The 19331-nt window shown below is 57.4% G+C and carries 15 protein-coding genes and 2 pseudogenes; 10 read left to right on the forward strand and 7 right to left on the reverse strand.

Annotated features, from left to right (window positions below):
- Nucleotides 1–127: 127 nt before the first annotated feature.
- The gene (locus tag AB4O41_RS02820) at nucleotides 128–601 is read left to right on the forward strand and encodes an LEA/WHy family protein (RefSeq protein ID WP_460148263.1); all 474 of its coding nucleotides are present in this window, start codon (nucleotides 128–130) and stop codon (nucleotides 599–601) included.
- 3 nt (nucleotides 602–604) lie between these two features.
- Here AB4O41_RS02820 and AB4O41_RS02825 read toward each other — a convergent pair.
- Nucleotides 605–2178: pseudogene (locus AB4O41_RS02825) on the reverse strand (alkaline phosphatase D family protein).
- Nucleotides 2179–2282: 104 nt separating this feature from the next.
- Between AB4O41_RS02825 and AB4O41_RS02830 the strand changes: the two are divergent.
- Entirely contained in the window at nucleotides 2283–2891 is a 609-nt protein-coding gene (locus AB4O41_RS02830) for a GNAT family N-acetyltransferase (protein ID WP_460146102.1), read from the forward strand.
- On the opposite strand, the pseudogene AB4O41_RS02835 reads toward AB4O41_RS02830, so the two are convergent.
- Nucleotides 2828–3742: pseudogene (locus tag AB4O41_RS02835) on the reverse strand (carbon-nitrogen hydrolase family protein); the annotation flags it as partial. The gene AB4O41_RS02830 and the pseudogene AB4O41_RS02835 overlap by 64 nt on opposite strands.
- A gap of 86 nt (nucleotides 3743–3828) precedes the next feature.
- Here AB4O41_RS02835 and AB4O41_RS02840 point away from each other — a divergent pair.
- The gene (locus AB4O41_RS02840; RefSeq protein WP_460146103.1) at nucleotides 3829–4743 is read left to right on the forward strand and encodes a LysR family transcriptional regulator; all 915 of its coding nucleotides are present in this window, start codon (nucleotides 3829–3831) and stop codon (nucleotides 4741–4743) included.
- Nucleotides 4744–4861: 118 nt separating this feature from the next.
- Here the strand turns inward: AB4O41_RS02840 and AB4O41_RS02845 are convergent, their stop codons facing one another.
- The gene (locus AB4O41_RS02845; RefSeq protein WP_123359611.1) at nucleotides 4862–5113 is read right to left on the reverse strand and encodes a hypothetical protein; all 252 of its coding nucleotides are present in this window, start codon (nucleotides 5111–5113) and stop codon (nucleotides 4862–4864) included.
- 165 nt (nucleotides 5114–5278) lie between these two features.
- On the opposite strand from AB4O41_RS02845, the gene AB4O41_RS02850 reads away from it, so the two are divergent.
- The gene (locus tag AB4O41_RS02850) at nucleotides 5279–5596 is read left to right on the forward strand and encodes an ElaB/YgaM/YqjD family protein (protein ID WP_460146104.1); all 318 of its coding nucleotides are present in this window, start codon (nucleotides 5279–5281) and stop codon (nucleotides 5594–5596) included.
- Between the two features lie 187 nt (nucleotides 5597–5783).
- Here AB4O41_RS02850 and AB4O41_RS02855 read toward each other — a convergent pair whose 3' ends face one another.
- Complete coding sequence (locus tag AB4O41_RS02855) at nucleotides 5784–6824, reverse strand: Ldh family oxidoreductase (protein ID WP_460146105.1); 1041 nt, start codon at nucleotides 6822–6824, stop codon at nucleotides 5784–5786.
- Between the two features lie 692 nt (nucleotides 6825–7516).
- Nucleotides 7517–7651, reverse strand: a complete 135-nt coding sequence (locus AB4O41_RS02860) for a hypothetical protein (protein ID WP_460146106.1) — start codon at nucleotides 7649–7651, stop codon at nucleotides 7517–7519.
- Here AB4O41_RS02860 and AB4O41_RS02865 point away from each other — a divergent pair.
- Both AB4O41_RS02865 and AB4O41_RS02870 read left to right on the forward strand, forming a co-directional pair.
- Nucleotides 7644–11912 (forward strand): dermonecrotic toxin domain-containing protein, encoded by a 4269-nt coding sequence (locus tag AB4O41_RS02865; RefSeq protein WP_460146107.1) that lies wholly within the window; start codon nucleotides 7644–7646, stop codon nucleotides 11910–11912. The genes AB4O41_RS02860 and AB4O41_RS02865 overlap by 8 nt on opposite strands.
- A gap of 222 nt (nucleotides 11913–12134) precedes the next feature.
- Nucleotides 12135–13172, forward strand: a complete 1038-nt coding sequence (locus AB4O41_RS02870) for a FecR family protein (protein ID WP_460146108.1) — start codon at nucleotides 12135–12137, stop codon at nucleotides 13170–13172.
- Nucleotides 13173–13190: 18 nt separating this feature from the next.
- Here AB4O41_RS02870 and pvdQ read toward each other — a convergent pair whose 3' ends face one another.
- Nucleotides 13191–15536 carry a bifunctional acylase PvdQ gene (gene pvdQ, locus AB4O41_RS02875; protein WP_460146109.1) on the reverse strand — a complete coding sequence of 782 codons (2346 nt, stop codon included), beginning with the start codon at nucleotides 15534–15536 and terminating at the stop codon, nucleotides 13191–13193.
- 225 nt (nucleotides 15537–15761) lie between these two features.
- On the opposite strand from pvdQ, the gene AB4O41_RS02880 reads away from it, so the two are divergent.
- Nucleotides 15762–16163, forward strand: a complete 402-nt coding sequence (locus AB4O41_RS02880) for a fe2+ zn2+ uptake regulation protein (RefSeq protein ID WP_460146110.1) — start codon at nucleotides 15762–15764, stop codon at nucleotides 16161–16163.
- Here AB4O41_RS02880 and AB4O41_RS02885 read toward each other — a convergent pair.
- Nucleotides 16153–16341 (reverse strand): hypothetical protein, encoded by a 189-nt coding sequence (locus AB4O41_RS02885; RefSeq protein WP_007901365.1) that lies wholly within the window; start codon nucleotides 16339–16341, stop codon nucleotides 16153–16155. The two genes, AB4O41_RS02880 and AB4O41_RS02885, sit on opposite strands and share 11 nt — an antisense overlap.
- A gap of 156 nt (nucleotides 16342–16497) precedes the next feature.
- Here AB4O41_RS02885 and AB4O41_RS02890 point away from each other — a divergent pair, with 156 nt between their 5' ends.
- The 3 genes from AB4O41_RS02890 (at nucleotide 16498) to AB4O41_RS02900 (ending at nucleotide 19330) form a co-directional block, all read left to right on the forward strand.
- On the forward strand, nucleotides 16498–16635 hold the full coding sequence (locus tag AB4O41_RS02890; RefSeq protein ID WP_185047172.1) for a hypothetical protein: 138 nt from the start codon (nucleotides 16498–16500) through the stop codon (nucleotides 16633–16635).
- A gap of 300 nt (nucleotides 16636–16935) precedes the next feature.
- Nucleotides 16936–18177: an MFS transporter gene (locus tag AB4O41_RS02895; RefSeq protein ID WP_460146111.1), complete on the forward strand. Its 1242-nt coding sequence runs from the start codon at nucleotides 16936–16938 to the stop codon at nucleotides 18175–18177.
- 22 nt (nucleotides 18178–18199) lie between these two features.
- Nucleotides 18200–19330 (forward strand): LuxE/PaaK family acyltransferase, encoded by a 1131-nt coding sequence (locus AB4O41_RS02900; RefSeq protein WP_460146112.1) that lies wholly within the window; start codon nucleotides 18200–18202, stop codon nucleotides 19328–19330.
- Nucleotide 19331 lies beyond the last annotated feature (1 nt).

Consider the following 19331-nt stretch of genomic DNA (forward strand, 5'->3'; position numbering starts at 1 on the left):
TCTCCTCCTTGCCACAGGGTTCGTCATTACTGGGCAGAGTGTGGGCACGATCATCTTCGAATCGCCGATCACCGTCAGCGCGTTGTGCGCTATCGTGCTGAATAACTTCCTGTTCGAGAGCCTGTCCATGCGCAGATTGTTCGCCCTGTCTCTGTCCCTCCTGCTGCTCTCCCTCAGCGCCTGCGCCCTGTTCCCTCATCGCGACCCGCTGAACATCAACGTGGTCGGTATCGAGCCGCTGCCAAGCCAGGAACTGGAAGTGCGTTTTGCGGTAAAGCTGCGCGTGCAAAACCCCAATGAAACGGCAATCGACTACAACGGTGTAGCCCTGGATCTGGAGGTGAACGGTCAATCCCTCGCCTCCGGTGTCAGCGACCAGACGGGCTCGATTCCGCGTTTTTCCGAAGCGGTCATCGTGGTGCCGGTGAGCGTTTCGGCCTTCTCGGTGCTGCGTCAGACCCTCGGGCTGGGACAGACGCAGACACTCAACAATCTGCCGTACGTGCTTCGGGGCAAACTGGCTGGCGGCGTGTTCGGCACGATGCGTTTCGTTGATCGCGGCAAACTCAGCCTGCCGGGGCCGACTACCGACACCTGGTAATGCTCACGGCTCGGCCCGCGGTTTAACCGGATCGATCACCTGAGTCACACAATGTTTGAGGCCTTCTACGTGCCAGTGGGCCCACAGCCGACTTTTGCCGGTGCTGTCTTCATCCGGCTCTATCGCCAGCCAGTTTCGAGCGGCGATCAGGTAACGCCCCCGTGCACCGATGGGCAACAGGGTTCCGGTAATGGCGTAGTCGATCTGTTCCTGGTGCTTGCCAATGGACTCCAGAAACTGCACCGCCAACACCGGTGGTGCAGGATGCACAACCCCGGTCGAAATCAATTGGTAGATCAATCCTGAACCGTTGCGATGCCGGGCCAACGTCGATTCGATCACGCAGGCCCCCGCCACATGAACATCACCGGACACCAGCGTGACCTTGCATGACTCGGCATGGGCGAAATCCAGCAACCGCATGATCAGCCGCTTACGTTCGTCTCGATGGGGCAGGCTTCGCCAATGGTCGCGCAAATCGTCCTCGAGTTCCTGTTGCCCCGATATCAGGTCCAGTGCCTTTTCGGCCGCCTGCAAATCCAGGTAACCCACGGGAATACTCGACATCAGCAGCAAGTGCTTATGCGCCTTGACCTTGCCCAGCCAGGCATAGATCGCATCCCAACTGACGGGGAAATGACTCGGGTTTGTTGAGCCCGTGGGGTCGTCAAATCCGGCGCACGTTCGCTGCGTAAATCAGGAACCAGCAATGCCAATTCACCCAGCCCGGTGAACCCGAGGTGAAAGCCGTCGGCGGTGTCGGGAATCGCACAGGGATGAACATCAGCGGACGGCTTGAGATGAGGATGAGTCTGGATCAGTTGCTGCTGGAAAATCCTGAAATAGCGTTTGGCCGTGGCAAACAGCCCCTGGAACACCGGGCTTGAATGCAGAATCTCATCGTACGAACCCCAGCCATCGATGATGTCATGGTCATCCCACATCATCACCGTCGGAACGGCGCTGAGCAGCTTCGCGACCTCAGGCTGTTTCCAGCGTTCCAGGTAGAGTCTGGCGAAGAACTTGTCCAGATCGGCTTCGATCACCTTGCTGTAGGCAGCCTTTCGACGGTCGGCGAAGGGTTTGGCGAACCAGATTTTCATGGACGTCACGCTGCTGCGCATTTCGTCGCTGTATACCTGATCGCCACCCATCAACAACAGGTGATAGGGCTTGTTTTGATGAGTCCCCCACATGTGCTCCCAGCGCTCGTTGTTCCGGTCCACCTTCTCCATGCCCTTGGGGTCCGAAAAGCCGTTGCACGACACATAGGCCATGCTCGGCGACTGGCCCTCGGCCGGAACGACGAAGTTAGCCTCCGCGCCCTCTATCTTGACCGTGTAAGTGCTGGCAACAGCCTGGTCTTGCAGCGCTTTTAAATCGATGCGCCAGACGCGGTATTGAGGATTGAGCAACGGGATATCGGCGATGGCCAACGGCTTACCGGCACTGACACCGCCAGGCAACTTTACGCTGGGTGATGTCGCGCCCAAGGGTAAAACCACTAGAGCCGACACGTTATAGACATTACTGTTGATGCCACGAAACTGCAGAATCGGGCCGAGTAACAAACTCATGGACAGTCCATCCGTTGACAGGGGTGTGAACGCCTAGAGACTAGACGGACAATCGACGCTGCGCATGATGCGCCGCGCCCGTCCCTACAAGGAGGTCACCCACGATGCGCACCGCTCCAACGCTCTACACCGAACGATTGATTTTGCGCCCGCTGGAACTGGCCGATGCCGAAGCCATCCAGCAGCATTTCTCTCACTGGGACGTGGTGCGTTATCTGAACGTCCTGGTGCCGTGGCCTTATCCCGCCGATGGCGCGTTGACTTATCTGCGTGATATTGCCCTGCCGGCGATGGCCCGTGGCGAAGAATGGCACTGGTCGATCCGCTTGAAGTCGGCCCCCGATCAACTGATCGGCAATGTCAGCCTGATGAATGAACAGGACAACAACCGCGGCTTCTGGCTGGCCCCGCAATGGCAAGGCCAAGGGGTGATGGGTGAAGCCAGTGCGGCGGTGACCGAGTACTGGTTCGAAACACTCGGCCGGTCGTTGCTGCGCGTGCCGAAAGCGGCCCCGAATATCGGCTCGCGCAAACTCTCGGAACGTACCGGCATGCGCTTGATACACACCGAAGAAGGCGACTTTGTCAGCGGGCGATTCCCGAAGGAGCTCTGGGAGATCACTCGCGAAGAGTGGCTGCGCCTCCAGATAAAACGCACACCCGGCTTGGCCCGCTCATCCACCGTCAACTCAAACACGTCCGGCCGCGCGTAATGCCCGACCACGTCGTAGTCGTAACGGGCGCGGATCAGGTCGTCGGTGTTGATTTCGGCAGTCAGCAAACCCGCCTCGTCACGCAGCGGCCCGGCGAGAATGTCGCCCATCGGCCCGACAATCACGCTGCCGCCGGCAATCAACGGGCGCTGCGCCGGCCAGTTGGCGATTTCCAAGCCCAAAGCTTGCGGTGAGGCCTGGACCTGACAGGCGCTGACCACAAAGCAGCGTCCTTCATGGGCGATGTGGCGCATGCTGACCTGCCACATTTCCCGCTCGTCCACCGTCGGCGCGCACCAGACTTCCACGCCTTTGGCGTACATCGCGGTGCGCAGCAACGGCATCATGTTTTCCCAGCACACCACCGCGCCGATTCGCCCGACCTGGCTGTCGATCACCGGCAAGGTCGAGCCATCGCCCTTGCCCCAGATCAGTCGCTCGGTGCCGGTGGGCATCAGTTTGCGGTGCTTGGCGACCAGCCCGGTCTGCGGATCGAAATACAACGCGGTGCAATATAAGGTGCTGCCCGCGCGCTCGATTACGCCGATCACCAGATTGGCGCCAGTGCGCGAGGACAACCCGGCCAAGGCTTCAGTCTCGGCCCCGGGCACGTCGATGGCATTGTCGAAATACCGCGCAAACGCTTCCCGCCCCTCTGGCAGTCGATAGCCGAGTTGCGTGCCAAAACCCTCGCCCTTGGGGTACCCGCCGAGCAACGCCTCTGGCATGACCACCAGTGCGGCGCCGGATTCGATAATGGCGGTTTCCCAGGAGAGGATTTGATCAAGGGTATCGGCCTTGCCGCCGGGCAAGGCGCCGATTTGCAGGGCAGCAACGATGGACTTGGGCATCGCGGTGACTCCGTCAGTAAATGAGGTGTTGCTCATTCTCCGGCGCCACAGGATCATGAATAAAGCCCGACTCACTGCTGAATGATATGAACCAAATGAATATCGCAACCGTCGATCTCAACTTGCTCAAAGTCTTCGAAGCCCTGCATGAAGAATCCAGCGCCAGCCGGGCCGCGCTACGTTTGGGCGTGACGCAATCGGCGGTCAGCGCGGCGTTGCGCCGATTGCGAGAGGTGTATGGGGATCAGTTGTTCGTGCGCACCGGTCGAGGTCTTGCGCCGACGCTCAAGGCCAACCAGTTGAAACCGGTGGTCAGTGATGCGCTGAATAAATGCCGTCAGAGCCTGGCGATGGTCGATCCGGCGGCGAATCACTACGACGGACGCTCGGTGACGGTGGGTTTGTCGGATGATTTCGAAATCGCCTACGGGCGAAGATTGATTGAAGAGATCGCTGATCGCGCGCCGAAACTGCGGCTGATCTTTCGCCAGACCCATAGCCAGATCGTCGCCCGGGCCTTGATGGAACGCAGCATCGATCTGGCGATCACGGCAGGCGGGTTTGCCGAGCGTTTGCTCAGTCGTCAGGTGCTGGGTGAAGGCGATTATCTGTGCCTGGTGGACCCCCTCAGTCTGACCGAGGGACAGGAAACGCTCAGCCTTGAAGCGTTCGTCGCCCGCGAGCACATCCTGGTGTCATCGGGCGGTTTTATCGGGATCACCGATGAAGGCCTGGCGGCGTTGGGCCTGAGTCGGCGGGTATGCGCGTCGACCACGCACTTTGCCGCGTTGCCGCATCTGCTCAAGGGCAGTCAGGCGGTGGCGACTATTCCAGCCCATGCGGCTCGGAGTATCGCCGCGCTTAGCGGACTGGCATTACTGCCCTGCCCTCTGGCGCTGCCACGCTACCCGATCGAGCTGGGTTGGCGTACCAGCACACAGCTCGATCCGGTGGTGCTGAAAGTGCGCGAGGCGATTATCGCGATCTTTTCTCACCCGTAGGAGCTGCCGAAGACTGCGATCTTTTGATCTTCGGCAAGTTTCGAAACCGGCAAAGGAGCAAGATCAAAAGATCGCAGCCTGCGCTAGCTCCTACACGGGAATAGTGTCAGGTAGACGTTTATTTGGCAGCCATCAGACGATTGACTTCACTGCGCACCATGTTCGCAAACTCCGGCGGCGACATGCCGTCGAGTTCGGAACGGACCCATTCGGCCCATTTGCCTTTGCGCTTGGCACGCTCACCGAACAACCGTGCAGCTTCGCCCTTGGATTTACCCAGGTTGTTTTGCCAGAGCTCGAACAGACGGGATTTCTCATCTTCAAGCGCCGCGCGCTCGGCAAGGGGTTTGTCGGCCAGATTGAAGCTCATGGAAGATACCTGCTGCGTAAAATAGGCGACATCTTACACTGTAGGAGGAAATGTCCTGCCCTGGATTTTTCATCAGGGTGGAATCGCCACGCAAAATGGCTGCAACTTTTGCCATGGCGCCAGACTCCATTGTTCACTGCCCATTTACCTGCAAGGAGTACTCCAATGGCCCGCAAAATCATCGATCAAGTCGCCGAGGATCAAATCAAGGATCAGGTCTTCAGCGAACTTCAGGCCCTGATCGAAGAGTCGGAAAAACTGCTAAAGAGCAGTGCTTCACTGGTCGGTGAAGAAGCGGACACCCTTCGTGGGCAAATCGCCCAGAAGCTCCAGCAGGCCCGGACTTCAGTTTCCAGCGTGCGTGACCGGGCCAAACCCGCAGTCGAGGCCAGCGAAATCTACATCGGTGGTCATCCTTGGCAAATCGTGGCCATCTCCGCCGGATTCGGTCTGGTGGTGGGACTGTTGTTGGGTCGGCGTTAAGTCATTGTGGCGAGGGGGCTTGCCCCCGTTGGGTCGAGAAGCGGCCCCAAAACTGTTTCCGCGGTGAATCAGCTAGAGCGGGTGTGCAGGTTTCACGACTGCTTCGCAGCCGAACGGGGCGATGCGGCGTTCCGACAAGCTCCCTCGCCACACAAGCCCGCTCCCACATCAGGGATTGTGTTTGAGCTTAGAGCCCGGCCAGCTCTCGCAGATTCGCCAGCGTCTGAGCATCGAGCGCAATGCCTTCGACCTTGGCTTTGGCGCGCTGCCGGTGACGTCGATCACCCGGTAACCGCTTGAGCCCCACACTGTGCATTTGCCGAACCAGTTCCTGACTGCGCTCGGCAAAATTCTGCCCTGCCGACTTGCTCGGGTCGATCACGATCAGCAGTTGACCCGTCCAGGGTGTTTTCGCCCCCGGATGGTTTGACCAGTCGAACTCGAAAGAAAAATTGCCCCCGGTCAACGCCGCCGCCAACAACTCCACCATCATCGACAGCGCCGAGCCCTTGTGTCCGCCAAACGGCAGCAAGGCACCGCCTTCAAGGATCGCTTTCGGGTCTTGGGTCGGTTGGCCGAGGCTATCCACCCCCATGCCCGCCGGCAAACGCTCGCCTTTACGAGCAGCAATCTGTACGTCGCCGTGGGCGATGGCGCTGGTCGCCAAGTCGAAAACGATCGGATCACCGTTGGCCCGAGGGGCGGCGAAGGCAATCGGGTTGGTCCCGAACAGCGGCCGATCGGCACCGTGCGGCACCACACAGGTCATGCTGTTGACCACGCTCAGTGCCACCAGCCCTTCATCGGCAAACGGCTCGACATCTGGCCACAAGGCAGCGAAATGATGGGAATTGCGGATAGCCAGCACTGCAATGCCGGCACTGCGGGCCTTCTCGACCAACAAGGACCGCGCCGCCGCGAGGGCCGGCTGGGCAAAACCATTACCGGCATCAACCCGGACAAATCCCGAGGCTACATCCTCGACCACCGGCACGGCCTGACCATTAACCCAGCCGCTCTGCAGCGTCGACACATAACCGGGAATGCGGAATACACCATGACTGTGAGCCCCGTCGCGCTCCGCACCGGCGCAGTTGAGGGCCAGGGTTTTGGCGACATCGGCTGAGGTGCCGTGACGCAGGAAGATCTGCTCGAGCAACGCCGTCAGCGCTTCGAAGGACAGGTTTGGCGAAACCGCAGTAGACACATGATCGTGTGGCGCAGACATCTGAAGCTCCAGAGTAATTATTGGAGGGGGCAACAGCGTTTGAAAACCAGCCGATTAACAACGCACGATGAGCAAGCTGTCAACTTTTCGGTTGATCACCTGCAGGCCATACCAGCACGTGCTCTGCTTTCTTCTTGAGTTTGCACGATCAACCGGCAGGCTGTGCGGTAACTATTTACCACCTTGCAGGCGCCACTGACTTTTAGTCTCGAGGCTCAATCCATTGGCGCATTTCAATCGCGCCCTGAACGAGACTCGACGATGCCTACACCTGCCACTCCATTGTTTTTCCCTCAGGCCCTGAAGTCTCCCGGCCTTTGGAGGAAACTTGGCCAAATCCACGGGCTGACGCAAAAGGACTTCGAATGGTTCAGTCACCAGCAACTTGCCAGCCACACGCTGCGCGATGAACAGAAACCGCCCATGCTCGCCGAAAAAATCCTGCTCAAGACCAACGACCTGGAACCCGAACCTCTGGCCGGCAGCTTCGTGCTGAGTGCCACACCGGATGACAACGGCGTGATTCTCTACACCCCGTACGCCGGCATAAAGAAGTACGACAGCCGCTCAGCCTTGACCGAACAGCTTAAGCGTCAGTTGAACGGCGCGACCGAGGACGACGACCTGCTGGCTTTCATGTCGTTGTCTCAACGCAGAACGCTGGCAGATGCCGCCACTATCGAGGTGACCTTTCAAACCATCGAAGGCGAGGTGTTCGAAAACCAGAGCAGCACCATCACCGCACACCAGCAAATGAACGACCAGGCCATGCTCGACGAGTTGAAAGCGTTGCCGACACTGACTTCGCTGCTGGATGCGGTGCTCAATGAACTGCTGAAATCAGCCTTCCCCGGCCTGGATCAGCGCCAGACCCAGGTCAGTTTCTATTCCACGGCAACTGCCGATGAACACGATAAGGAAAGCACTCCGGCGCGACGCTGGATCAACGCCATGTCCTTGAGTGATGCCGTGCTGCTGCACTACCGCAATCAACGCTGGCCGTCGGGGCAATCACATGAGTTTTCCCATTCGAAAAAGCACCCGGCCAGCACTGACCAGCAATACTGGGAAACCGCTGTAGCCACTGCCTCCCGAAAACTGATCAGCCTGCTTTCCGAGCAAATGAGTAGCTACTGGGACGCAGTGAGTGCCGATGGCGCATCACGTCGCGAATTTTTCAGCAAGGCCATCGCGGAGAAGGCGCGAGCGGAGCTCCTGCTCAAACGAGAAGCCGAGATCATCACACCTGAACAAAGCCAGAATTTGCATTCGCTGATCGAGCCGACCAGCAGAACGTACGAGACACTGACCGTCGAAACCGTGCGTCTATGGGAATATCAGGCCAACTATGTGGAGCTGGCAGGCTCGCTGATGGTCAGTGGCGGCAATGCGTTTCTCTACACCCCCACTCAAGGGCTGCAGGTACTCAAAGACTATCAGGACCTCAAAGACACCTTGTTGAGCAAATTCAGCGCGGTCGGTCACGAGGATGAGTTCTACGGCCTCCTGAGTCTGGAGGAACGTCAGCGCTTCATCGGTTTTGAACGGCCGAATGTCTCTGGGGAAGCGATTTCCGGTTCTATCTTCAAAAAGCTGTTCGAAGCAATCATCACCAAACAACAGCAGAACATCGAGTATGCCCTGCAGGTTTTCCGTCACAGCGACGGCATCGTGGACATCAACGCCTTGTTCGACAAGGCGCTGGACATCCGCTCGATGATCAGCGAGCAACTGCTGACGCTGGATACCCAGGGACGCTGGAGTACGCGGCCGGTATTGTCGGGCAATCAACAGCCCTCGATGGTGCTGGCAGACAGGGCCGCGGCGTTCGTGAAAACCTTCAGCGATATCGAAACGCTGATCAGTGCTGACTTTGCCGCTCAACCCGTCACCTCGTTGGGACTGCAGCAAGACCATCTTGAGACCATGACATCCCGGCTGACTCATGCCTTTTCCATAGGCATATGCGGCGAAGCCAGCCTTCGGGTACTGGGTGCCACTTGGGACAACACCGATAGGGCCATGGTCGATACGGTGCTCAATCCGGATCACTCGGATCGTAAAAGCCGTCTGTCACTCAAGGGATTCCGGCCTGACGCCTATTCATTGACCCTTGAGCGCTCCGGCCAAACGAATCTCTTGCCCTTGGCCAATTGTTTGCTGTTGACCGAGCGTGGCGGGCTCGACCCTCAGCATTCGGGCCGAACAGTTCTATGGACACCTGCGCAGGGCCTGGAAGTCTTTGACACCGTCAGTCATGCAAGGCAGGAACTGGAGCGACGCCTGCTTGATCCCCACAAATGTCTGACGCTATTGGAAAACCTCTCCCCGGTCCAACGCACCTTCCACCAGCGTTATTCGCTTGGCGCATTGCGACTGATTGAGGATCATGTTCTGCAGCGGTTATCACAATCATCCATTGACCACTTCCTTGGACATTGCGAACACCTGCGCAGCCTGAAACTGGACGATGAAAAACAAATCAAAGCCCTTCAAACCCTAAAAAAAACGGTGATCGATACCAACTTGCGCAGAGCCACCTCGATCGCGCAGGCGATTACCCGACAGCAGTCCTTGCCCGCCTGGTTTGCAATGGCACCCGTCGAGGAACAGCAGCTGCACATCGAACTGCTGGAGCAATACCGCAACAGTGTCAACGATGACAAAGACTACCTGCACGGCATAAAAACGCTGAGGTCCTATGTGCATGACACGTTGGTGTCACTGCTCGGTAGCCGCTTCTCCGGGACACCGCCAGACCCCGACGACATCGAAATCACCCCCAACCTGACCCTGGCTGGCCCCGCTCGATCCCTGACCGAGTTTGCCTTGAACCATGCCAATATTGCCCAGGGCACAGGGTTCAAGATCGCTTCGAAAACTACCCAATCCCTTCCGCAAGGCTTGAACCAGGCCGCTGTCAGGCAACTCCTGCTGTCACTGAACATTCAGCAAGCCTACGCAAAACTGGTCATAGACAGCTTGTCGAACAAAAGCGCCGATGCCGACCTTCGAAGGTTGCGCTTCGTTCGGCAATTGCCCTGGCAATTGATGCAACACGCCCATGAACAGAAGCTGCAGCAGCGTCTTTCCGACAGCGGCTTCGACTTGATTCGACAGGTGATGGACATGCCGGACGCTATCGCCCGGGCTGCTGTCAACGGCGCCCACGCGATTGTCCGTCCGTTGGAGCTGATCAAGACTGTCGGCGCTGCAACCGTCAAAACACTGGGCTTGTACCTGATCGGTCCCGGCGCCGGTCAGAAAGGTCCGCAAGTCCTGTATGCCCCCTACCATGCAGACTCGCCATTCACCGAATTCGATAATGAGACAAGCGTTATCTCGGCGATCAATACACCGGGACCATTACAGGAGCTGCTGATACGTCGCCTTCCAGCAAGTGCGCAATCCGGGGTTCGCAATCTATTGAAGTCCACCGTCGGACAAGCGAGCGAAATCACCCTCGCGTCTAACCCCATCGGCGGCAACTTGCTGACTCGGTTGTTCAGCGACAACACAAGCCTGCTGTGGCAAATGCTCGGCGCTCAGTCCGAAGTCGGCGGCCAGTCAGACTGGGAGGCAGCCAAAAACCTGTTCAGCTCCGGCTTCCACAGGCTCGCGGGCCTTTTACCCGGCAAACTCGCTTATGGGCTGTTTCTATGGCAAGCCTACAAAGACTTCAAGAACTCGGCCGAAGGGCTGCAGGACCACCACTGGAAACCGGCGGTGCTCGATTTTATTGCCGGCGCGGTGCAAATGGTCTCATTGGGCAGGTTATCGCTGGAAGAATCGATCGGCGCGCAGGCAACGACCGATACCGTTGCCGAGCCGGGGGCCATTCCTGCGGCCGCACCGCACTGGTCACAAGTGAAGTCCACTGCACCGATGCGCACGTCACTGCAGTCTTTCGAAACCACTGCCGTCGAACTGAAGGATCTGAAGAAAAACAGCGCGAATGGCACCTACCTGGAAATGACCAGCAATCAGACCTATGCCCCCATCGCAGGCAAGGTGTACCGCGTGACCAAACCCGGGGCGATCTGGCAGATGATCAAGGACAAGAAAGAAGGCCCAGCGCTCCTGACTACGCCTGATAAGCAACTGGTGCTCGATCCGGACATCCATACTGTCCACTATGGAAAAGCCCTGTCGAAAATGCACAATCAATATGTCAGCGCTAAATATGCCAGAGAGATTCTGAATATCGAAGCATGGGGAATGAAAGACATTCGGGCAAAACATCCGGAAAAAGCACGCATGATCGTGCAGGCAATAGACCTGGCTCGTTATTACGCTTTTAACAGTTTGCATAATCTGGCACAGCTCAGACAGCTGAACCCGGGAACGCGGCTGGACACCTTTCTCAGAGCCTTTTTTGATGCTGACCAAATCGACGCCAACCTTCTGGACAAAATCAAAAAAGTCATCGTTCCCATTTGCACAGCGCTCGTGGACCCCAACGTGGATTTCATGAATACCGAACGTTTTGTGGTCGGATCAAACAAATACGAAATAGGTAACACGATTGCTTTTGTTATAGATAATGACGCACAGAATCGTGTGCATTTCACGGAGCGGTTCTTTGACCAGCAACTCGATTGGTACCAGTCCTGTCTGACTGAGCCTTTCAACGTTGGCGACCATGCCCGGGCCGCTACCCTGATCCATGAGTTCTCCCATCTTTTTTCAAAGACCGTGGATATTGCACAGCTTGAGGCAAGGCGTCCGTTCGCCGACCTCATTGCCACCGTCACCCGTTACGGTGCGACAGTCAAACAAACGCAGCAGGATTTCCAGCGACAAGCACTGTCCCTGGACACCCCACCGGAAGTTCTGTTTGCGCGCTGGAACAACACATTGCAGTCATGGATCAGTCTGGACTCAATTAACGGTTTGGAGCATGTGGGTAAGGACATCCTCAAAACGACGGGCTGCACAACAATGGATGAAGCTCGCAACATCTTCCTGAACCCACGGAATGTGCACCAGCGAACCGACATCATTTTGCGCAACGCTGATTCGATCGCTTACTTGATAAGCGAAATGGGCCGACAACTGGATCCGGTGCTCACCGACGACTTGATCTGAACCTCATGATAAAAGCATGCGCGGATCACCCCGATCTGCACATGCTTGCTCGTGCGGAGGTCTGGACCCTTTTTTCACTCGACTTATGGATACTGCCTGGCGTTGCCCGGTTTTCAGGGCGTCCGGGTGAAAAATAAGTCGTACTTTGATGGGCAATTGCCATGACGGTTGTTCTCGCAGACTTCCCCTCAAGGTTAGAATGCAGGAAATCAGGATGAGTCAATGACCGACCACTCTCTCTCGCAAGCTCAATACGACGCCATCACCGATGCCGCTGCGCACTGGTGCATGCGTCTGCACGCCATCGACTGCACCGCCGAAGAACGCCTGGCGTTCGAGCAATGGCGTAATGCACATCCGCTGCATGCCTTCGAGTACGAAGCCATGCTGGAGATCTGGGATGTGGCCGGGGATTTGCCTCGTCCCGAATCCGCCGTGCCGGCTGCTCGCGTCAAACCGACAACGCCCTGGCGCACCTTCGGTATTGCGGCCACAGTCTGCGCCCTCGCGCTACCGCTGGCGGCCTATACCGGATGGAACCTGGGTTGGCTGCCCAATGCTTACCAGCATTTCGAAGCGACCGACAATGTTCGCCAAGTCACGCTGAGCGACGGCAGTCAGGTGGAGCTGAACCTGGGCAGTGAACTGACGTTCAGCAATTACAAGGATCAGCGTCGTGTCACGCTGAAAAAAGGCGAAGCCTTCTTCAGCGTCAATCATGACCTGCAGCATCCATTCATCGTCAGAGCAGCCGATGGCAGGATTCGCGTCACCGGAACCCGATTCAACGTCTGGATGTATGAAGACCAGGTTCGCGTAAACCTGATCGAAGGTTCCGTGCAGGTGACCAGCAATGATGCCCTGCCCGGCGAGGGTCTGCGTCTCGAACCTGCCATGCAGGCACGTTACCGACACGGCGACTTCACGCCGCAAATCGACCAGACCTCTGCCAATGACCATTCACTGGCGTGGCGCAGCGGCAAACTGGTACTCGATGATCTGACGCTGACCGATGCCCTGCCCTTGATCAATCGTTATTTGAACAAGCCAGTCATGATTGCCGATCACAGTACGGGCTCGATTCGCCTCGGTGGTGTCTACAACATCAAAGAGCTCAACAGCCTGGTGGCTTCGTTGCCCAAGGTGCTGCCGGTCTACCTGACCCGCAACAAAGACGGCAATCCGGTCCTCAATTCGATCCCGCAACAAGCTCCAAAAGCTGAAGGCCGCCACCTTTGCAGGGTGCGGCCTTCACTTTGATTCAAACGCTACTCGCGACTACTGCGCGGCGATCTTCCCTGCTTTTTCATCCTGCTCGCGAATCGTCTGAGCCTGGTACTGCGGATCAGACGTGATCTGCTGCTCGGTAAACGGCAACACACTCAACTGCTTCTTCGAAAAGGCCAGTGTCTGGTCCCGGGAGTACTTCGACGTGGGGTCACTGGACAACGAGAATGCCAGCAACCCCCGGGCCTGTGGCCCCTTGTCATCGAAAGTCACCACCTGCAAATAGCTGGTGCCACTGACGACTTCGCGCTTGCCGTCGGTTCTCGGCACACTTTGGATCGCGTTATACACACCCAGTGTGCCCGGTCCGCCGTGGATCGGCGTTTGCTGCCCGCCACTGCTGACCACCTGGATATCGCCCCAGCGGCTATCTGCTTTCAGGCCAAGGGTTTTTACCTGTTCGACCGAGGCCAGCATCGCCGCCCGAATCGCTTTGGCGACGTCCGGCTGTTCAATTGCCAGACCGCGTGGAGTGTTTTGCGGATCCTTCGGATCGAACTTCACACGCCAGATGCCAGGGATCTGCTGTAACGGCTCCATGACATTCTGAAAATGCACAAAGCCCAGTCCACTGTCCAGATTCACCAGGCGATCCCAGGCCTTGAGGCTGGCACACAGCGGTGTAAGCGTCGGCGCATCGGCGCCGAGATCCGCGGCGCAGAACTGCAGCAGGTCCGGCATCACTTGGGTCGCCTGATACACCTGATCGTCCATCACCATGTGTTGCAGATCGGCCACAGCGACAGGGCCGGCCTTGCCCAAACTCCCCAGACGCTCCAGTGCGAAGCGCGAACGCAGTCCCAATGGCTGATTATCCTGACTGATCAACGGCGAGAAACCGGTGAGCGGTTGCGCCGGGTTGACCATCCAGGCCGAGTCATTGGAGTGCTGCACAAAGTCTTTGCGCAACAGTTGCGGCAACTTGTCCGCGGCATAAATGCCTTTTTGCGCAGCGTGCGGGTCGATGTCCCATGCGCAGGCGCTGTTGGAACCGTCGAGCAGGATCATCTGTAATCCGGCCCGCGGATCGCTGCACTTGGCCAGCTTGTCGGCATTGACGTTCGGCACTACCGACAGGTTCATATAAAGCGTCTGCCCCTGATCGTCCACCGCCAGGGTATTGACCCACGGAATCCCCTGAATCTTGTGCACCGATGCCTGAAAATCCTTGAGGCTGGCGGCACGGTTCATCGCATACCACTGCTGCAAGACGCGGTCGTTTTCCAGGTTGGCATCGCGCAGGCTATAGGCGAACTGGTTGTTCCAATCCAGCTTGCCGGGCCATTGCACAATCGGGCCGAATTGTGAGCTGTAGACCACATGGGACATCTGCCGGGTCTGGCCATCGGCTTGCTTCACGTTCACCGCCAGCGTCTGCTTTTTCATCGGCAAGGACTTGCCATCCAGCAGGTAACGGGTCGGGTCCTTGGGATCGAGTTGCAGGCGATACAGCGTGAAGTGCTTGGACGAATCCACCGTGTGGGTCCACGCCAGGTGCTGGTTGAAACCAATATTGATCATGGGCAGGCCGGGCAAGGCGGCGCCCATGACATCCAGTTTGCCGGGAATGGTCAGGTGCATCTGATAGAAACGCATCCCACCGACCCAAGGAAAGTGCGGATTGGCCAGCAACATCCCGCGACCGTTGAACGAACGCTCGCTGCCGACCGCCACGGCGTTACTGCCGCGATCCAGAGCGAAGCGTTGCAGGCGCGAAGCCGCCAGTTGGAACGACGCCGGCTCGCCCGCCAGACGGGCAACGGTTTTCGGCGGGGTAGCGCCGGCCAATGCTTCGGCAAACTGCCCCACGCCGCCTTCGGCCAATAGACGTCGGGTCAACTTGACCAGGTCCTGCGCGGTAATCGCGCGTACCCATTCACCCTGGCATTGCTGCGGCAAACCCTGCGCTCGACGCTCTGTCAGCGAACGGTTGTAACCCGCCACGTAACCATCGATGAGCTCGCGGACTTCCGGTGTTCGCGCCTGCCAGAAAGCGGCGACGGCCTGGGGGGTATTCAGCCAGTTGAAGAACAGATCGCTGGCCAGGTTCCCGCGCTCTTCGACCGTAGACTGGTCCGGGCCGAAATACCGTGAGCGCTCGCCATTGACGGTGACAATCTCATTGGCCAGCAAGCACAGATTGTCCTGAGCGTAGGCATAGCCAATGCCATAGCCGAGCCCGCGCTCGTTGTCGGCACGAATATGCGGCACGCCGAAACTGGTTCGACGAATCTCGGCCGTCACCTGCTCTGGCTGGCTGCGCGCATTTGCTGCAAGACTCAGCCCCAGAAACACACCCGCGAGGCTCAACCTGGTTAACTGCCTGGAAATAATCACGCTCGCTCCTGATCGAAAAGACGTATGACACGCAATGCGCCTCCCCTTAAAACGAAGCAAACAGAAAAAATTTAGGACGTCCGCACGCCCGGCTCACGGGCCGCTGACGTAACGCCGACAAATTTTCTACATGTGGGTCTTCATTATTTGCCTGGCTCATCCGTCTTAATTGATTGAGAGCACCCATCACTTTTTCCTGATCAGGCTCTGAAAAGGAGTTTTTGCATGTACAACCCGCAACTGCCAACGGACGGTAGCCATGCGCCAAAGACCAGCACCCTGGGCTCCGGCGTTTTCAATCAACAAGCCGAACGCCACGGCAACGAACGAATCAGGTTTCTGCTCAAGAGTTTTGGCCTGCGTACCAGCCTGATTCGCCTCAAAGTCATCGACGCCTTGCTGACCGCCGCCGAAAACGACCGCCGCCTGGGAGTGCGTGGCGTGCACAGCCACTTGCTGGACCTGGACATCCCCCTGTCCTTTCTCAGTGTCCGTGAAGTGTTGAAACGCTTGTGCGCAGAAGGCGTGATCATCCTCAATCCGGACAAAAGCTACAACCTGCACCCACAGGCCGCCGCCGTTCTTTATAGCGAACAATCCGACCAGGGGGCATCGCTCAAGGCTTGACCTTGCGACGCATCACGCCATTGATCACCACCACGAGCACCGCCACGCCAATGGCGATGTACTGGAACAGCTGCTCGGTGATAATCCCTGCATTTTGCAGCCAGGAAAGGCCGAACATGATCCCCAGTACCACCAGGGAAATCAGAATCGAGTATTTCAAACGTTGCGACTGGGTCATTGCGGGTTCCTGAACCAAAAAATGTATCCGGTTTGTATCCGATTGCATGCCAAGCCACTACCGCTCTGCGGGAATGAGGGGCTGCAAACGAGGTCTTATGTTACAGCCGATGACGAGTTTTGACTTCATTGCGCGATAACCCATGAGGATCTTGAAATGTTTCGTCGAATCACACTGCTGATTCCCTTGCTTGCTCTCCTGACCCTGAGTGGCTGCATCGTCTTCCCCCACGGCGGCTGGCATGGAGATCACCATTACGACCATGGCGCACCGGGTTATTATCAGCATCGATAACATTAAATTTGTTTTCTTGGCCGGATAAACAACCGACTTATTCACCCTCAACACGAAGAACTTATTCTACAAGCCCCGTATAAATGCCTGCTTGATAGCGGGCATTTTTCGTGTAGGACAATTCTTATTCGGCTGGGATTTTATTTACTAACTCCCAGTCTTTTTCCCTAGAGAGCCAATCGGACACACAACGAAAAATATTGAAGCTTTTTGCCTCAAATAAGCACATGAAATTCTTCATGACCTCTGGCTATTCTTGTTCTGCCGCCTCATCAACTTTCCGGCACCAACAGGAACATCATGCGCAAACCTTTAATAGATATAAGTTCGCCTCGACTACTTGGGTTTTGCCTTGCAATCACTCTTTTCGAACTTCTGACTTATATGGCCAGCGATATGATCATGCCGGCCATGTTGACCGTAACCCACCAACTGAATGCCAGTGCGAGTCATGTTCCTTACGCCTTCAATCTTTATTTGGCAGGGGGTATTTTTTTGCAATGGCTTATCGGTCCGCTGTCCGATCATTTCGGTCGTCGCAGGATGCTACTCATCGGTTGTGCGGTATTCGCTCTAGCCTGTGTTGCGGCGTTTTACGTGCAGAGCATCTTTGTCTTCAATGGTTTGCGCCTGATTCAGGGCATGGGATTAGGATTTGTCATTGCGGTCAGTTATCCAGCCCTGCAAGAAGTCTTCTGTGAAGCCGACGCAGTAAAAATCATGGCATTGCTGGGCAACGTGGCGTTGCTCTCCCCGCTGCTGGGCCCCTTGCTCGGCAGCCTGATGCTGGAATGGCTCTCCTGGCGGCAGCTGTTTTTACTGTTGGGTATCGGCGGAGCGATGGTCTGGCTGGGCCTTTACTGGTACATGCCGGAAACTGTGGACACCTTGCGTCAGGACGGTCAACGACTGGCGGCCGTGCCCTTTGAATGGGGCGGCACGATGCGCCGCTACGCCGCGGTGCTCGCCAACACGCAATTTTTGCGCGCAACTGTTGCGTTGGGATTGATGAGCCTGCCGTTGATTGCCTGGATCGGGTTGGCGCCACTCTTGCTGATCCAGAACCAGGGACTCTCCCCCTTGCACTACGGCCTGTGGCAGATCCCGGTATTTGCAGCCGTCATTCTCGGCAATCTGATACTCAACCGATTGATTGCCAACACTGAACTGCCCCAACTGATTCGATACGCGCTCTGGCCGTTTTGCGGCGGCCTCATCGCATTAGCCGTTATCGCTTTCACCGGTGTTTCGACACTTCTGTTGGTCAGTTGCCTGTCGCTCTACGCCATCGGTCTTGGCATGAGCAACGCCGCCCTGTACCGGCTTGCGCTGTTTTCCAGCGATGACAGCAAAGGGCTGGTTTCAGCCGCGATCGGCATGATCTCTATCGCTGTCATGGGTGGTGGGGGCTCGATTATCGCTGCGCTGGGTGCCGGTAACAGCCTTGAGGCCTTTGCCCTGATGGCAGCTCTCGCGGGGCTCTTGTGTCTGCTGCCCTTGCGACTGTTTCTGCGGCGTCCCCATACCGCCCTTGCCATATGACACCCACAGCATAGGATTTTTGATGATCCATCTACCCCATACCGATGCGCTTTGTGCGTTAACGCAACCCTATTGCCTGGATTCCGTGCCGGACGGCCTGTTCGACCGGGCCATGGGCGAAATCAGCCTGTTTCATTGTCATCACACGCCCGGATACGAGCGCTGGTTGAACGCCAATGATCTTGACGCCAACGCCCTGGAGACACTGGATGACTGGTCAAGGCTGCCGCCGATTTTCGCCAATTATTTCAAACGTCATTTGGTGTTCGGTCCCACAGGCGAGGGCGCGCTGGAGCTGACATCATCCGGCACCAGCGGCCAGAAGAGTCGCATGCGCTATGACCATCGCAGCATGGCCGCGGCACAAGGTATGGTGAGCCACATTTTCCGGCACTACGGCTGGGATACCCCGGACAGCCCCTGTAATTACCTGCTCCTGAGCTATGAGCCCGAGGCGGCTATCACCTTGGGCACGGCCTATACCGATCAGTTTCTTTGCAGCTATGCCCCCATCAACCGTGTTGTTTACGGATTGCGCCTCACCGGCAAAGGTCACGAGTTCGATCTTTTTGGGGTGATTCGAGCCTTGCAGGAGTTTGCCGAGGAAGAACTGCCCGTTCGCATCCTGGGTTTTCCGGCGTTCCTTTCGCACGCACTGCAGCACATGGAAGACACCTGCGTGTCCGATTTGCAGTTGCCTGCCCAGTCGTTGGTGTTTCTGGGGGGCGGCTGGAAAACCCAGGCGGCACAGGAGACTCCCCTGAATCATTTGTATGCCCGAATCAATCGGCAATTGGGTATCGACCTGCACCGTTGTCGGGACGGCTATGGCGCCGTAGAGCATGCAGTGCCTTATATCCAGTGTGCCCACCATCATTTTCATGTGCCGATCTATTCGAAGGTTCTTGTGCGTAACCCATCCGATTTCACTGTCCAGCCATACGGCCAGCGCGGCTTGCTGGAATTCGTCTCGCCGTACATTTCGTCGAGCCCCGCTCATGCAGTGGTCATGGGAGATCTGGCGACATTGCACGCCGGCGCCACTTGCGGGTGCGGTCTGCCAAGCGATTGGTTCGAACTGCATGGCCGTGCCGGCACCTCCGCCAGTCGCAGCTGCGCCATGGCCGCTTCCGAACTGATCGGAGGCGCATGAT

This window comes from Pseudomonas sp. S2_A02 (genome assembly GCF_054668495.1).

What these genes read in the sequence shown, in the direction of transcription:
- AB4O41_RS02820 (WP_460148263.1), top strand. Translation starts at nt 128, where the DNA reads ATGCGCAGATTGTTCGCCCTGTCTCTGTCCCTCCTGCTGCTCTCCCTC.
- AB4O41_RS02830 (WP_460146102.1), top strand. Translation starts at nt 2,283, where the DNA reads ATGCGCACCGCTCCAACGCTCTACACCGAACGATTGATTTTGCGCCCG.
- AB4O41_RS02840 (WP_460146103.1), top strand. Translation starts at nt 3,829, where the DNA reads ATGAACCAAATGAATATCGCAACCGTCGATCTCAACTTGCTCAAAGTC.
- AB4O41_RS02845 (WP_123359611.1), bottom strand. Translation starts at nt 5,113, where the DNA reads ATGAGCTTCAATCTGGCCGACAAACCCCTTGCCGAGCGCGCGGCGCTT.
- AB4O41_RS02850 (WP_460146104.1), top strand. Translation starts at nt 5,279, where the DNA reads ATGGCCCGCAAAATCATCGATCAAGTCGCCGAGGATCAAATCAAGGAT.
- AB4O41_RS02855 (WP_460146105.1), bottom strand. Translation starts at nt 6,824, where the DNA reads ATGTCTGCGCCACACGATCATGTGTCTACTGCGGTTTCGCCAAACCTG.
- AB4O41_RS02870 (WP_460146108.1), top strand. Translation starts at nt 12,135, where the DNA reads ATGACCGACCACTCTCTCTCGCAAGCTCAATACGACGCCATCACCGAT.
- AB4O41_RS02880 (WP_460146110.1), top strand. Translation starts at nt 15,762, where the DNA reads ATGTACAACCCGCAACTGCCAACGGACGGTAGCCATGCGCCAAAGACC.
- AB4O41_RS02885 (WP_007901365.1), bottom strand. Translation starts at nt 16,341, where the DNA reads ATGACCCAGTCGCAACGTTTGAAATACTCGATTCTGATTTCCCTGGTG.
- AB4O41_RS02890 (WP_185047172.1), top strand. Translation starts at nt 16,498, where the DNA reads ATGTTTCGTCGAATCACACTGCTGATTCCCTTGCTTGCTCTCCTGACC.
- AB4O41_RS02895 (WP_460146111.1), top strand. Translation starts at nt 16,936, where the DNA reads ATGCGCAAACCTTTAATAGATATAAGTTCGCCTCGACTACTTGGGTTT.
- AB4O41_RS02900 (WP_460146112.1), top strand. Translation starts at nt 18,200, where the DNA reads ATGATCCATCTACCCCATACCGATGCGCTTTGTGCGTTAACGCAACCC.